The organism is Mesorhizobium sp. BR1-1-16, assembly GCF_020165495.1.
Lineage (GTDB): Bacteria > Pseudomonadota > Alphaproteobacteria > Rhizobiales > Kaistiaceae > Kaistia.
The window spans coordinates 245150-258865 of record NZ_JAIUIE010000002.1 but is presented as its reverse complement, the minus strand read 5'-3'; the positions used below and the strand labels follow the sequence as shown (position 1 = coordinate 258865).

Genomic DNA, 13716 nt, shown 5'->3' with positions numbered 1-13716 from the left:
CAAGAACAAAAATATGCTTGCGCCAATAAACCCCGCGGGCCTCGTGCCACGCGGCGACAGGGAAGCGCAGGCCATGAACGAATTACGGGCAGGCCGCGGCTCGCAGCGGCTCAAGATCGGGCCGGGCCGTCCGGCATCGACCAACGTCCTCGGCGTCCGCGTTTCTGCCGTCAATCTTCAGACGGCGACGGCACGCATCCAGCTCGCGATCGCCGAACGCACGAAAGGCTATGTCTGCGTGCGCGATGCGCATGGGATCGTGCGCAGCCAGAAGGACCGAGACCTTCGCGCCATCCACAATCGCGCCTTCCTGGTCACGCCCGACGGAATGCCGCTGGTCTGGGCGCTGAGGCGTGACGGCCATCCGTCATCAGATCGCGTCTACGGCCCCGACCTCATGCTGGCGCTGTTCGAGGCCGGCCTGTCGCGAAACCTGAGGCACTTTCTCTATGGCGCCGAGACGAAGACGCTCGGCGCGCTTCAGACGCGCCTCATCGAGCGCTTTCCCGATGCGCATATCGCCGGCGCCTACGCCCCGCCCTTCCGCGATCTCCTGCCACACGAAGAAGCCGACATCGCCGACGCCATCAACCGCTCGGAGGCCGACATCGTCTGGGTGGGCCTCAGCACGCCGAAGCAGGAGCGCTGGATGGCGCGGATGCGCGACCGGCTCGACGCGCCGATGTTGATCGGCGTCGGCGCAGCATTCGACTTCCACGCCGGCAACAAACGGCAGGCGCCTCTCTTCATCCAGAGAAGCGGCTTCGAATGGGCTTTCCGCCTTGCCTGTGAGCCACGTCGGTTATGGCGCCGCTATGCCGTGGTCGTTCCAAACTTCCTGGCGCTCAGCGCGCTGCAGCGGCTTGGCCTCCGGCAATTTCCGATCGACGAGACACCGGATGGCTCATCGCCAGTAGCCAGTGCCTCCACAAGCGGCTCCGCCTCGCCCGCCAATGGCGGTTTTGCGTTCGGGCGCGCGGGCCAGGCAAACGCACCGAAGGAATGAGGCCGCAATGTCCCTATCCGCCACCGCTGCCACGGATGTCGATCAGATTCCGCCCGAAGCCGCCGCCACTCCCGGTTCGCGACCGGCCCATCAGGAGAGTCTGCGCGTGACAGCGGACAGTGCCGCGGCGAGGATCGAACCTGCGCCGTCGGCCGCGCGAAACACGCTGGCGGGGAGCAGGGCGGACGCGCGCGGCCTGCTGGCATCATGCGGGCGGACGGCATCGCGAAGGATCGTCACTCTGGTGATGATCGCGGCCGACGCTTCGGCCTATGTCATCGTCTATGCCGTTATGGCTTCGCTCGCGATCGCCGGGGGCTCGGCGCTGCCATTTGCGCTCGCCGGCATGGCCGCGCTGGTCTTCTGTGCGCTCGAGCGGGTCTATCCCGGCTATCGGCTTTATGGCTACGAGCAGATCCGCCGGAGGGCGACTGCCTTCTTCAAGGCTGCGCTCCTCGCCGCTGCAGTGGCCTTTCTTCTGACCAATGACTGGCGCCAGGCGCTCGTCATCGCGGCCTTCCTCGCAGCGGGCTCGATCCTGCAGCTCGTCACGCACCGGCTGGCACGCCAGATATGTCGTTCGCTCGGCGTCTGGGGTGAGCGTGCCGTCGTGATCGCCGATCCCGCGACCGCCGACCGGGTCGCCGCGCATTTTACCCGCAACTGGCAGTATGGAATTCGGCCGGAGCCGGCCGAACTTCACGGACGAGCCGGAACCGATATCGGGGAGCGGCGCGTTGCGCTGATCGCCGACGCCGGCAGCCCCACCGCGGAAGCCCTCGCCAGCATGCGGCGGGACTTCATCGAGGTCGTGCTGCTTGCTGATACGCCTCATCTGCGGCTTTCGGGGCTTCAGCCGGCTGATTTCAGCGGTGAGATCGGCCTGCGGCTCGCCAGCGGCGAGAAGCGCCCGACAATCGGGCTGGCGCGCCGCGGCCTCGATCTCGCCATCGCGGTTCCGGCCGCGCTGCTGGCGTCGCCGATCATCGCGATCGCGGGCGCGGCCATCTATGCCTTTGACCCCGGCCCGATCTTCTACTGGCAGAAGCGCGAGGGACTGGCCGGCAAACCAGTGCGCGTCCTCAAGCTCCGTACGATGTACAGGGACGCCGAGGCCCGCCTCGAGACGCTCTTCAACGCCGAGCCGAGCCTCCGCGAGGAGTGGCTGGCACATTTCAAGCTCAAGCAGGATCCCCGCATCCTGCCGGTCATCGGCCATATCCTGCGCTCGACGAGCTGCGATGAGCTGCCACAACTGCTCAATGTCATCGCCGGCCATATGAGCCTCGTGGGACCGCGGCCGTTTCCTGAATATCACCTGCTCGCGATGAATGCCGAGTTTCGCCACAAGCGGAGATCAGTTGTTCCAGGTCTAACAGGGCTCTGGCAGATCTCCGAACGAAGTAATGCCGATATCGATCTGCAGCGTCAACTTGACGAATTCTATATCGACAACAGGTCGATCTGGCTCGACCTGCACATCATCATCAGCACCATTCCAGCCGTTTTCAAGCGCGGCGGCGCCTACTGAACAATGACGCTTTGATTACAGGCAGACCAATCGAAAAAGGAGAATGTCGATGCACGATCGCAAGCGGGTTCTGGTTACAGGGGGCGCCGGATTTCTCGGCTCGTTCCTGTGCGAACGTTTGATCCGGGATGGTCATGACGTTCTCTGTGTCGACAATTACTTCACCGGCTCACGAGAGACCGTCCAGCACCTCATCGACGATCCCCATTTCGAGCTTGTCCGCCACGACATCACATTCCCGCTCTATGTCGAGGTCGACGAGATCTACAACCTCGCCTGCCCCGCCTCGCCGGTTCATTACCAGTATGATCCGGTCCAGACCGTGAAGACCAATGTCCACGGTGCGATCAATGTGCTCGGCCTTGCCAAGCGGACCGGCGCCAGGATCTTCCAGGCTTCGACAAGCGAGGTCTATGGCGACCCGGACATTCACCCGCAGCCCGAATTCTACCGTGGCAGCGTCAATCCGATCGGTCCGCGTGCCTGCTACGATGAGGGCAAGCGTTGCGCCGAGACATTGTTCTTCGATTATCACCGCCAGTATGGCGTCGATATCCGCGTCGCCCGCATCTTCAACACCTATGGTCCGAGGATGCACCCGAATGACGGCCGCGTGGTTTCGAACTTCATTGTCCAGGCGCTGCGGGACGAGCCGATCACCATCTTCGGCGACGGAACCCAGACCCGCTCGTTCTGCTATGTCGAGGATCTCATCGAAGGCTTCATCCGCCTGATGGGCGCTCCGGACGGCGTGACCGGACCGATCAATCTCGGCAATCCGGCCGAATTCGAAGTACGCGAGTTGGCGGAGATGGTCATCGCGTTGACCGGATCGCGGTCGCATATCGTCTACAAGCCCCTGCCGACCGACGATCCGACCCGGCGCAAGCCCGATATCAGCCGCGCTCGGGAGGAACTCGGCTGGGAGCCGACGATCCCGCTGCGCGATGGTCTTGAGAAGACGATCATCTATTTCGACTGGAAGCTGTCCGAGCGCCGGGTCAGCGAACCGGCCCTGCGGGTCGAGGAGTCGGTCCCGGCCCCGCGCAGCCCGAACATCCCGAAAGTGCCTGTGAACGCGGCGCTGGCGGGCCTCAACGGCACCCACGTCTCGGTCGGATCGCATTCTCTCTAGAGCCGGGGGGCGCCGGCGCACGCCTTTGGCCAGGCGCGCGCCGGCGAAATCAAGACACGGCCAAATCGAACTGACAAAAGTGCTTCGGCGGCTCACCAGCTCCGAAGCACTTCTTTTTGGGGGATCGGAGGATCGGGGGTAGGGTACGCTCCGCCCCTCGCGATCGAGCCTGCTCTCAGGCCCGCAGTCGGGCGGGCCGCGAGCGACGGCAGCTGATCATTCGGGATTGGCTACCGGCACCGCCGGCCGGCCGAAGCGCAGGGCGGCGCCGACATGCCCCAGGGCAGAAGCGATTTCCTTGCCGAGCGGATGGTTGCCGGCCAGGAGCGCCGCGGCCCATCCGGCTGCACCGCCCAGAAGGACGCCGCCGGTCTGGAGCCAGTCGAGATCGAAGCCGCGCGGCGACCAGACCAGGATGATGCAGGGCACGAGCACTGTGCCGAGCGCCAGAAACCCGCTCGAGCGCGCCGCGCTGGCAAGCTCCCCGAAGGAGAGGCCGATGGCGCGCCGGATGAAGAGCAGGGAAACCAGCATCTGGAGCGGCGCGATGACCAGGAGGCTCGCCGCGACCCCGACCAGCCCGTAGGTCTTGGCCGCAAAGATGACGAGGAGGATCGAAGGCGGCACCGAGATCAGGCTGATATAGACCGTGTCGCGGATCCGTCCGGAGGCGACGAGCACCGGATAGGTGAGGAATGCTGGCGCGAGGGCCATCGTTCCGATCGAGATCAGGCGGACCAGCGGCGGCACAGCGCCCCATTGGCTGCCCAGGAGGATCTTCACCACCGGATCGGCAAGGATCGCCAGCATCAGCAGCATCGGCCACTGCACGGCGGACATCAGCTCGAAGCCGCGTAGATAGGCCGGCTTCAATCCACGCCCCTCGCGGACATGTCCTGCCATCGCCGGCAGCACCACCGGCTGCAAGGCCGCAACGATCGCGCGATCCGGCAATTGGCAGACGGTGATGGCGCGCGAATAGAGGCCGACGGCATCGAAGCCGAGCAGCTTGCCGAAGGCGAGCCGCGGCAGCATCTCATAGGCCATCGTGATGAGCGTCACGGAGCACGACGCCATGCCGAATGAGAGCAGGCGCGAGAAGCCGGACAGCGAGGGCCGGTACATCCAAAGCTCAGGCCGGAAAGAATAGGCGGCAAAGGCCATGATCGCGTTGGCCGCCACATAGCCCCACATGTAGCTGATCGCACCATAGCCACCCAGTCCGAGCACCACGGTGACGATGGCGTTTCCCGCCGCGGCCATGACATTGATGATGGCCAGCGCGCGGAAGGCGAGATCGCGGCGCAGCAGCGAGAGAACGGGCGTCGCGAAGGGAATCACGAGGAAGGAGAGGGTCGCGGCCTCGACAAGCGGCTTCAGATGCGGTTCGCCATAGAACGCCGCGATCGTGCCGGCTCCGAAATAGAAGCCGACGCCGATCACGAGGGACAATCCGCAGGTGACCGTAAAGGCGCATTGCACCATGGCCCGGCTGATCGTGCGTTCCTGGACGATGTAATTGCTGACGCCGAACTCACGGAAGTTATCGGCGAGAAGGATCACCGCGTTCGCGACGAAGAACAGGCCCGTCTCGGCTGGCGTCAGGATTCGCGCCATGACCATGGTGGTGCCGATCGTCAGCAACTGCGTCAGATAGCGGTCGAGCGCCGAGAAGACGATGGATCGGCGGACACTCATGAGATCGACATCGCTTGCGTGCCTGGGGGCGTTCGGGAGGAGGGCGGCGATCTTCCGCTGAAGCTCGTCAAGGATGCTGGGCCAAGCGGAGGCGAGTTGCTGCGCCAGCGTTCGAAGATCGCATATCCCGCCCCATAGGCCGGGTCGTGCGCGAGCAGCGCATGTGTGCCGGCCCGGGTCATCGCATGCCAAAGCGCAAAGGCGGCCGGGTCGCTGACGCCGCTGAGGATGACGCGGTCGGCGGCGAGGCAGAGGGCGCCGAGACCGGGGATATCGGCAGGCACGCCCTCGACAAATGCCAGATCGAACCGCGCTATCTGTTCGCCGCGCAGAACGTCATCAAGCCGAAGATGCAGCACCTCGCGCGCGCCCAGCCGCTCAAGGCGATCCACGTCAAGGGACGACATCGCGGGGCCCCCGACGACCTGCAGCGATCCGAGATCGGGATTGGCTGCGAGGCCGGAGAGGAACTCGTCGAGATAGATCGATGGTGGCGCATTCGCAACGATCAGCGTGCGCGCCGCATCGACGCGCGGAACCAGGTCGCGCAATTCAGTGACGAAATCGTCGAACTTTCGGAACCGCCGCGCGAATGGCAGCGCTTCGAATTTCGGCAGCCGGCCATTTCGGGTCATCGCACGGGCGAGACGTTTCACGACGGGGGCGAGCGCCTTGTGACGGGCGATCGTCGCAAGGTGGGACGCCATGAAATCACGCCGCGGCCGTCGAGGCTGCGAGGGACGGGCCGGAGGCGTCCGCTGAGTCCCCGGCGCGGTCTTCGCGGGATCCGCCAGCCCCGTCACCCGCTGTGCCAGGTCGGGGCGGCCGCATGCCGTCATCATCTGCGCCAGCTCCGCCGTCCAGCTTGCGGCATCGCCGTCAAAGGCGCGATGCACCGTTGGGCTCAGTGCACGCCCCTCCGACGCCCCGGTGAGGAAAGAGACGTCCCCGCCAAGCGCCGCCGTTGCGGCGGCTGCCCATGTAATCTCGGAATGCACAAGGCGCGGAAACTGCGCCAGCCGGCGCACGGCCTCGTCGGCATCGCCCGCGCAGAGAAGAGCCTCGATCAACAATGCATATTCGACCGGATCCGGCGCCTCGGCCTCGTAGCGGGTAAGAACGCCGTCGATCCAGTCGCCGAGCAAGTTCTGAGCCTGGCCTGCCCTGCCGAGATGCAGCTGGCAGCGCGCCAGCCCGACCAGAGCCTCCGGCAGCGGATGATATTGCAGACAGCGGGCAAAGGCGCGGGCCGCCTCGCGATGGTCCCCTGCGGTCAGGGCATGACGCGCTTCATCCAGCAATCGCCGCAAGCGTCCGTGCGAGCCAGCCGACCCCATGGGCTGGCGGGCCGGCGCGGCAATCGACAATGGCGCGAAGGGCGTCGGCTGAACGATCCGCTCGCCGTCCCTGGCAGCGGTGCTGAGGCGATACCATTGCAGCACCTGGTCGCGATGATGGATCGTATGGCGGTCATGCGCGAGGCGGTGGCCGGCATCAGTGATCGCCGCCATCTTGTCGGGATCACGCAGCAGCGGCTCTAGCTTGTCGACGACGTCCTGCGGCTCGGCGAAGAGACAATTCTCCATGTCGACAAACCCCGCAGCCAGCGTGCCCGCAGTACGCTCCGTGACGAGCAGCGATCGGCAGGCGGGAATCTCAAAGTGCTTCCGCACGATCTCGTCGGCGATGGTCCCGCAGGTCGGCGTCACATGAGAGGCGTTGATGAGCTTTGCATATTCAGTTCCGGTCGCAACTTTCGTGACGGCCCGGGCGTCGAACCAGCCCGGATGCGGACAGCTCATGATCGGATAGCGCGGCGCCAGCGCCTGGCGGACGCGGTTTCGCCACGGATAGTGGGACGCGAGGCTGCCAGTGAAGAGCACCGGGATCGACTTCGGCAAGCCGTAGTCGCGATGAACCGCCGGATCGATGAAGTTCGGCCAATAGAAGATGTCCGCGTCCTCCTCGGTCAGATATTCGGAAAGACGCGTGCTCAACGTGAAGTAGGTGCGAATCTGCAGCCGGCGCATGTCCTGGAGAAAGATCAGCCGCGAAGAACAATATGGATCGCCATTGAAGAAGCCGACTTTTCGAACCGTCGGATGGCTGACTGCATTCGAGATCGTCGAACGTCGCGCGTAGATGCCGGACTCGAACATCGCGATGTCGGGCTGATGCAGATCGCACAGGCGATCATAGTCGCAATCACCCTCGATCAACGTCACATCGAAGGAGAGACGCAGGCACTCCAGCTGCTGTTTCAGGTGCTCGACGATGAAGGCCGAAATGTTGCGATCGACTGTCCTGAAGAACAGCATTTTGGGCTTCAGCGCCTGCACCATCTCGGGCGGCCTGTGGATGTTCATGCCGTCGTTCCATCATCGAGGTGCCAGATGCATGATCTCACACGGCCAATTGCCACGGCGACGTCATGTCGTCTGGCAGGTCCGGCGCGCAAGTCACGAGCCCATGATCAGCAGGGTTATTTCGAGGCTAGCATCCAGCGCGCAGTGGAAGAAGTAATCCTATCGGTGAAGCCCATTTGTACTAAGGGCCGAATAGAACTGCTGAATTGATCTCGAGCCGAGGCCTTCGGATATTCCGGTGCTCGCCTCGCTAGCAGGGCGAAGCTTGCCGGCGATCCTGACGTCGTTGGCAATGTCTCGACTTCTGAATCGGGAGGTGCATGTGCAGGACGCGGACCGTGCCGGAGGAGACGACCAGGACATCGGGCTATCGCCTGGAGAGCGGAACGTCACCGCCATTTCGAGAGCCGATCGTTCTGCGCGACACGTCGTCTGCACGCTTGGCGAAGGCTCCTACCTCCTCGGCATCGCCGGGCTGGTAAACTCGCTGGTTCGCGCCGGGTTCGCGGGCGAGATCATCATCGGCTATCGCGGCGCGCTTCCCCGCTGGCTGGACCCCTTCCGACGGGATGGCGATGATACATCGTTCCAGATCACGCCCGATGTTCTCGTAAGGATGGTCATCGTCGAGGGCGGCTGGCATCTCAACAATGCCAAGGCGCATTTCATCGCCGATGTCGCCGAGCGCCATGCCGCCGAAGCGGATCTGATCTATTATCTCGATTCAGATATCGTCGTGACGCATCCTTGGCCGATCTTTGCCGAATGGGCGATGCGGGGCGTCGTCCTCGTGCACGATATCGCCGACAGCAACATGTCGCCGCACCACGCCTATCGCTACGCATGGCGCGACCTCGCTGTGGCCAATGGCTACGATTGCCGTGAGGTCACCGGCTATTTCAACGGCGGGTGCATCGGTTTCAGCCGCCGGGATCTGCGCTTCGTGCTGACGTGGCGGGCGCTGATGGACGCCGCCGGACGCACCGGCATCGACATGACCACGATGAAGGACGCCGGCGGCCGGCTTGAGTTTGCGCGGCGCGACCAGGACGTGCTCAACGCAGCGGTCATGGCGACCGATACGCCGCTGGCACTGCTCGGCTACGAGGCCATGGGCCAATATCCATGGATCAACACGATCATCCCGCATGCCATCAATTTCAGGAAGCCGTGGCAGCGCAACTATATCTTCGATGCGCTCCGCGGCTTCCCGGCAAATCGGACTCACCTCGCCTATTGGCGGTTTGTCGATGGTCCGACATGGCCATTCACGCCAGCCGAGATCGCTTCGAAGAAGCGTCAGCTCGCGGTCGCACGCTTCATCTCGCTCCTTCATGTCAGAAGCTTCCGCGACCTCTGACGGTGACCTTCCGGCCACCGATCACCTAGAGCGCCTCAGAAGCGATGAAGCACGAGAGGATCCTTTCACCGGCTCTGTGTCAGACGGTGAAAGGATCTAGACAGAGTTGTGATAGGCCTGGATCGACGGTGCGAACATCTCGGCGTCCTTGAACCCGTAGAGCTTGTGCTTCTTCGGGTTGACCCGGTTCATGACGACCATGACGTCGCCCTTGCTCGTCCCCTCGAGGCGGTCGGCTGCAAACTCCACCGACCGCATCCGCGTCCGCGCCCATTGGACGACGAGCAGGGTCCGTTCGACCTGCCCGGCCAGATAGAGAGTATCGGTCGAGGCAAGCACCGGGGCGCTGTCGATGATGACGAGGCGCGCTTCGGACTGGGCAAGCTTCAGCAGCCGCGATAGATCCGCAAGATAAAGGCCGCGGCGAATTCGCCCTCTGCCGCGGGGGATGATGTCGATCCCGCTGCTGGCGTCATGATGGATGATGGCAGCAGCGTCGGCATCGCCGGAGAGATAGTCGCTGAGCCCTTCCGCATGCTCGAGTTCGAACGCCGCGCTCAGGCTGCCGCGCACGAGATCGCCATCGATCAGCAGGACCGGCTGACCGGCTGCGACAAGTTCGGCCGCCAGGACGCGCGCGACGAACGTCTTGCCTTCGCCGCCAAGGGCCGAACTGACGATGAGGCTGGCCGGCAGGACACCGTCATTCGACTGCTTCATCGAAACGATGATGGATCGGATGGCCTCGCCGAACGCGCCATCATAACGGAGACGCGCGCCGGCCCGTTTGCGCTGCGCTGACTGCCGGGGAGCGATCGGCAGCATGCCGGCCGGTGTCAGCGATGGCAGGCGGCTCAACTGCTGGGCGCTTCGCACCCTCTGGTCGAGCATCTCGCGAATGAAGGCCACGGTGGTGGCGATCGAAACGGCGGCCAGCATTGCGCCGATCAGATAGAAGAGACGCCCTCTCCCCTGCGGAAACAGCGGAACCGTGGCGGGCGACAGCAATTCGACATCTGTTTCGGGCATGGCCGCCTGGTCGGACAGCGTCCGGCGCCTCTGTTCCAGCTTGTCGAGAGCGGTTTGTTCCGTCGCCGCTGTGCGGACCAGTTCCGCGAGATCGGCCTGCGCGACGGCGGAGCGGTCCAGTTGATCTTCGGCAAGTCGCAGCGCCTCGCTTACCTCGCGGCTCTCGCGGTTGAGGCTCGCGAGTTTGGCGCGCTCCGATTGGACAAAGCGCGAAACCTCGAGATCCAGCGCCAATCTGGTCGCTTCGACCTTCTGCTTCTGGCTGGCGACTTCATCGGCACCGTTGCCGAAGGTCTTGAGCAGTCGATCGAGATCGAGTTGCTCGCGGCCTACCTGGCGCTGCAATTCGGCGACCGAATCGGGCACGACGATCTCCTGCAAGGCCTGCTCGCGACCGGCGCCCTGCAGCGCCGCGATCGTGGTCAACGTCTCCTTGGTGCTCTGCGCGATATCGCCCAGCTTGGCGTTGAGATCGGCGGCCGCGCTGACCTGCTCCGTCCGCCCGTCGAGAGACATCGCGCCGCGGCTTTCGCGATAGGACTGCACCGCAGCACGCGCCGCCTCGACCCGGTCCTGCTGTTCGGCGATGCGATTTTCGACCCAGTGCTGTGTCGCCTCCAGCCGCCGGCGCTCATTGGCGCCGCGTTCGTCGAGATAAACGCGAAGAAGCTGGTTCGGCACAGCCGCGGCCAGTTGCGGGTCCTGCGAGGTGAAGCCGATCTGGATGACATTGGAAATCGGGTCGCGATTGACCGACAGAGCCCGCTCATATTCCTCGATCACGCGCTCGGAATCCGAACTCAGCGACGGCGCTCCCGCCGAAGAGCCGATCAGATTGCGAACGGCTTCGCGCAGCTGGGCGACGACGCCCGGCTGGCGCAGCGCCGGATTGAACTCTTCCCGGTCGGAAAGCGAGAGGTCCCGCACCATGCGCTCGGACGTGCTTCGCGCCAGCATCCGCTCGATCTCGGACGAAAGTTCCAGCGTGTCGGTTCGCCCGGCCTCCTGAGCATCGAGTGCACTCGCCAGCGAATTGCGGATGATCAGGCGGGCGTCGGCATGATAGACGGGCTTGATGCCGAGGATCGCCGGCAGCAGCGCGGCGGTGATAAGCAACGCCAGAACGACGATGAAGACGATGCGCCGCCGGATGAGACGGAATCCCGACGTAAGATCAAAATCCTCCGGTCGTGCTTCCATGGTTACCGGCGCTGCGTAGCGAACCAGGTTGCGGGATATACTATCGTTTTTCGAGATGGCGACGGTCATCGGGGGCGTACCATTACCTGTATCCATTAATGACAGTTTCATAGATTCGCTCCAGAGACCGGCGGTAGGACGTCATGCTGAATTGGGCGAGATAGGTGGCGCGCGCGCGGGCCTGGAGCGCGCGCCGCGTGTCTGGTTCACGGACGAGACGGGCGAGAGCATTCGCCAGAGCCTCGACATCGCCCGGCGGAACGAAAAGTCCTGAACTGCCGTCGACGATGACTTCCTCATGCGCACCGACCCGCGTCGTGACGATCGCGAGGCCATGCGCCAACCCCTCGACGACCGCCATGGCCAGGCCTTCGGCGTGTGAGGGCAGCGTGAGAATATCGGCCCGCGCGCAAAGCGTCCGTGTCTCGTCCGGGCCGAGCCAGCCGGGCATCTGAACCCGGTCTGCGAGACCGAGCGCCGCCGCCTCCCGCCTGTATGCGTCGACGGGTCCATCGCCGGCGAGAACGGCGTGCCATCGGAGCTGCATCATCGCGGGATGACTCAAGGCCCGGAGCAGTTCCGGCACGCCCTTGCGTTCGCTGAGCCGCCCGAGAAACACGATGTTTGGCTCGTCGCTATCGCGAAGCGTCGGTTCGCCAGGATCGGGCACGCAATTGGGAAGAACCGAGACAAGGCGCTGATCGACGCCGATCAAGCGCGTCAGCGTCTCGCGATCGCGCTGGCCGAGTGCCACGACGTGATCCGCCTCCGTGAACATCGGCCGGATCGAGGCCTGACGCGCCGGCGGGCGGGCCTCGAAATCGGCGGCATAGTCATAGTCGTGCAGATGGACGAGATGAATACATCCCAGCGAACGCGCGGCTGTCGCGAGGATACGCTTGCGCGTCGTGCTGCCACGGCCCGCCACATGGATGTGATGCACCCGCTTGGGCGACAAGACACGGTCGCGGGCCATCAGCAGAATCGCAAATGCCAGGCGCGGCAGCGAGGTCGGCGGAAACCACCGGGTCCCCCGCGTATCGGTCACGACATGCGTGATCCCGTCAGCGCCGGCGCTGTCGATGATATAGCCAGCCATGCGTCCGATGCCACCGCCATGCTCCCGGCCGCCGGCAACATAGTGACGAACGGAGAGCGCGTGCGCGCCAGCCAGTTTGCCGTCGACGCCGGAGGGAATGGCGGCGCCGTGCGGGCTTGCCGCCTCGGAGACGTTGTTCAGCTCGGCGCGCATTCTTCGACCACCTTGCGATAGAGCGACACCGCCGCGGCGCCAACCGCCTTCGGCGCGTTCGGGCCATACGCCCAGGCGAGCGCGCTCGCCCCGAGTTCGGCTCGAAGCTGCGAGTTCCCTGCCAGCTGTCCGATGGCATCGGCGAGTTGCTGCGGATCACCGGGGGGTACGACGAGCCCGAGCCGGTTCGGCGTCACGCTGGCGCGAAGTTCGCCGACATCGGTCACGACGACCGGCTTGCCGAAGGCAGCGGCGAGATTGAGGACCCCGCTCTGCGAGGCCTCGGTATAGGGCAGCACGACGATGTCCGTGTCGGTGAAAAGCTGCGCCACCTCGGCATCGTCGATGAAATGGTTGCGGATGTCGTAGCGATCCGGGCGGCCCATCAGGGCGCGAAACGCCCAGGGATCGTCGCCGCGGCCAGCAATCGTCACACGGAGGTTCGGCACCGCATCGCCGAGCGCCGCTTCGGCGCGGATCAGATGCTCGAGGCCCTTATAAGCGAAGATGCGTCCGAACAGGAGGACACGAAAGGCCTCGTCACCCGAGGGTCGGGCCAGTTGGCTGCTGCGCGCAAAGTCGGCATAGCGCTGGATGCTCGGATGCGACAGCACATGCACGTGATCGGCAGGCTTAGCGTAGCGCTCCAGCACCATCTTCCGGAGACCTTCGCCATGCACGACGATGTGGCCTGACTGGCGGACCATCAGCTCGGTCGCCCATCGCGGCAGGGTGCGGCTGTCCGCGTCGCCCGGATGCAAGTCAACGTCGTGGACCGTCGTCACCAGCGGGATCGGCCGCCAGAAGGGCGCGGCAAGGTTGAGCCACAGCGTCGAGTTGCTGAGCAGATGAATCAGCGTCGGCGCTTCTTGCCGGATAAGCTGTGATAATTTCAGGAGAAAGAGCGGATTGGCCGGCGAGCGATGCCGTGGCCAGTCGAGCAGCCTCAGATCGACGGCCGGATCGAACCACGGCGCGAGATGAGCGTAGCGGCGCTTGGGAACGCCGAGAACCACGGGCAGGTGCTGCGCGACGCCGTTCACGAAGGCGATCGTGTAGTCCTCGAGTTCCGAGACCAGCATCAGCACCTTCATCGCCCCGCCTCCGCTGATATGGCGAAGTCGCGATCTTCGGCGTGC

At 64.5% G+C, this 13716-nt stretch carries 9 protein-coding genes; 4 read left to right on the top strand and 5 right to left on the bottom strand.

Features of this window, described 5'->3' with window-relative positions; all coding sequences use genetic code 11:
• Positions 1–73: 73 nt before the first annotated feature.
• Genes LB518_RS07090 through LB518_RS07080 form a run of 3 tightly spaced genes read left to right on the top strand, consistent with a single transcriptional unit; the run spans position 74 to position 3672 of the window.
• A complete protein-coding gene (locus tag LB518_RS07090) occupies positions 74–1006 on the top strand; it encodes a WecB/TagA/CpsF family glycosyltransferase (RefSeq protein ID WP_224574898.1) in 933 nt (310 codons plus the stop codon).
• A gap of 7 nt (positions 1007–1013) precedes the next feature.
• Complete coding sequence (locus LB518_RS07085) at positions 1014–2537, top strand: sugar transferase (RefSeq protein ID WP_502845796.1); 1524 nt, start codon at positions 1014–1016, stop codon at positions 2535–2537.
• Between the two features lie 49 nt (positions 2538–2586).
• Positions 2587–3672 (top strand): UDP-glucuronic acid decarboxylase family protein, encoded by a 1086-nt coding sequence (locus tag LB518_RS07080; protein ID WP_224574895.1) that lies wholly within the window; start codon positions 2587–2589, stop codon positions 3670–3672.
• Between the two features lie 216 nt (positions 3673–3888).
• Here LB518_RS07080 and LB518_RS07075 read toward each other — a convergent pair whose 3' ends face one another.
• Together LB518_RS07075 and LB518_RS07070 are read right to left on the bottom strand one after the other, a co-directional pair.
• Positions 3889–5370 (bottom strand): lipopolysaccharide biosynthesis protein, encoded by a 1482-nt coding sequence (locus LB518_RS07075; protein ID WP_224574893.1) that lies wholly within the window; start codon positions 5368–5370, stop codon positions 3889–3891.
• Positions 5367–7736 carry a glycosyltransferase family protein gene (locus tag LB518_RS07070; RefSeq protein WP_224574891.1) on the bottom strand — a complete coding sequence of 790 codons (2370 nt, stop codon included), beginning with the start codon at positions 7734–7736 and terminating at the stop codon, positions 5367–5369. The genes LB518_RS07075 and LB518_RS07070 overlap by 4 nt, the downstream gene beginning before the upstream one ends.
• 322 nt (positions 7737–8058) lie before the next feature.
• Between LB518_RS07070 and LB518_RS07065 the strand changes: the two genes are divergently transcribed.
• Positions 8059–9096 (top strand): hypothetical protein, encoded by a 1038-nt coding sequence (locus LB518_RS07065; protein ID WP_224574889.1) that lies wholly within the window; start codon positions 8059–8061, stop codon positions 9094–9096.
• Between the two features lie 96 nt (positions 9097–9192).
• On the opposite strand, the gene LB518_RS07060 is transcribed toward LB518_RS07065, so the two are convergent.
• The 3 genes from LB518_RS07060 to LB518_RS07050 all read right to left on the bottom strand — a co-directional run bounded on the left by LB518_RS07060 (position 9193) and on the right by LB518_RS07050 (position 13671).
• Entirely contained in the window at positions 9193–11325 is a 2133-nt protein-coding gene (locus LB518_RS07060) for a GumC family protein (protein ID WP_224574887.1), read from the bottom strand.
• Positions 11326–11407: 82 nt separating this feature from the next.
• Positions 11408–12577 carry a glycosyltransferase family 4 protein gene (locus tag LB518_RS07055; RefSeq protein ID WP_224574885.1) on the bottom strand — a complete coding sequence of 390 codons (1170 nt, stop codon included), beginning with the start codon at positions 12575–12577 and terminating at the stop codon, positions 11408–11410.
• Complete coding sequence (locus tag LB518_RS07050) at positions 12562–13671, bottom strand: glycosyltransferase family 4 protein (RefSeq protein ID WP_224574883.1); 1110 nt, start codon at positions 13669–13671, stop codon at positions 12562–12564. The genes LB518_RS07055 and LB518_RS07050 overlap by 16 nt, the downstream gene beginning before the upstream one ends.
• Positions 13672–13716: the final 45 nt, after the last annotated feature.